1 protein-coding gene is annotated in these 524 nt (G+C 61.6%); it reads right to left on the reverse strand.

Translation table 11 applies throughout. The features are described from left to right. Positions 1–292: 292 nt before the first annotated feature. Positions 293–524 (reverse strand): hypothetical protein (locus tag NKJ90_RS33445; RefSeq protein ID WP_352487788.1); only part of this gene is annotated, 232 nt, incomplete at its 5' end.

Below are 524 nucleotides of genomic sequence, written 5' to 3' on the forward strand. Positions count from 1 at the left end.
TGAGGGCCTTGGCCGCCTGAGCACCGTCATGTGTCCGCCGCTCCGCTAAACACGGGAGCTGCGCGGCGGACACGCCGACGTCACAGCTACTGCCACGCCATTTTTGCAGAACTTGACGCACACAACTGTCCGGTCATTCACCTCCCATGCCATCGCACGATTTGGATGCGATACCGGTTGATCCGAGGCCTACGGCAGCCCGGCCTGGGGTCGATGATCCGCACCCCGGTACCGCTCAGGCTGATCTGCTTACGCAGCCCGCGGCGTGTTGCAGCCGCGCGGATTAGGCGTATCACGAAGCAGTGCCGAGGCCGGGCGAGAGGGCATGCTGGTCGAAGCGGCTTGGCCGGCAATCGCCAATGTCACTCCGGGCATCCAAAGCGGATAGTAGCATGCGGGGGTTAAAACGTCGCCGCAGTAGCTGCCGACGCATTTGGAGCGTAAGCGCGAATTTCCCCGCACCTTTTGCTGTTGAGTGCTCTGATGCATGCAGGTGTCCACCAAAATAGGTGGACACCTTGTGA

It is taken from the genome of Mesorhizobium sp. M0051 (assembly GCF_040323235.1).
In the GTDB taxonomy this organism is placed as follows: Bacteria; Pseudomonadota; Alphaproteobacteria; order Rhizobiales; family Rhizobiaceae; genus Mesorhizobium.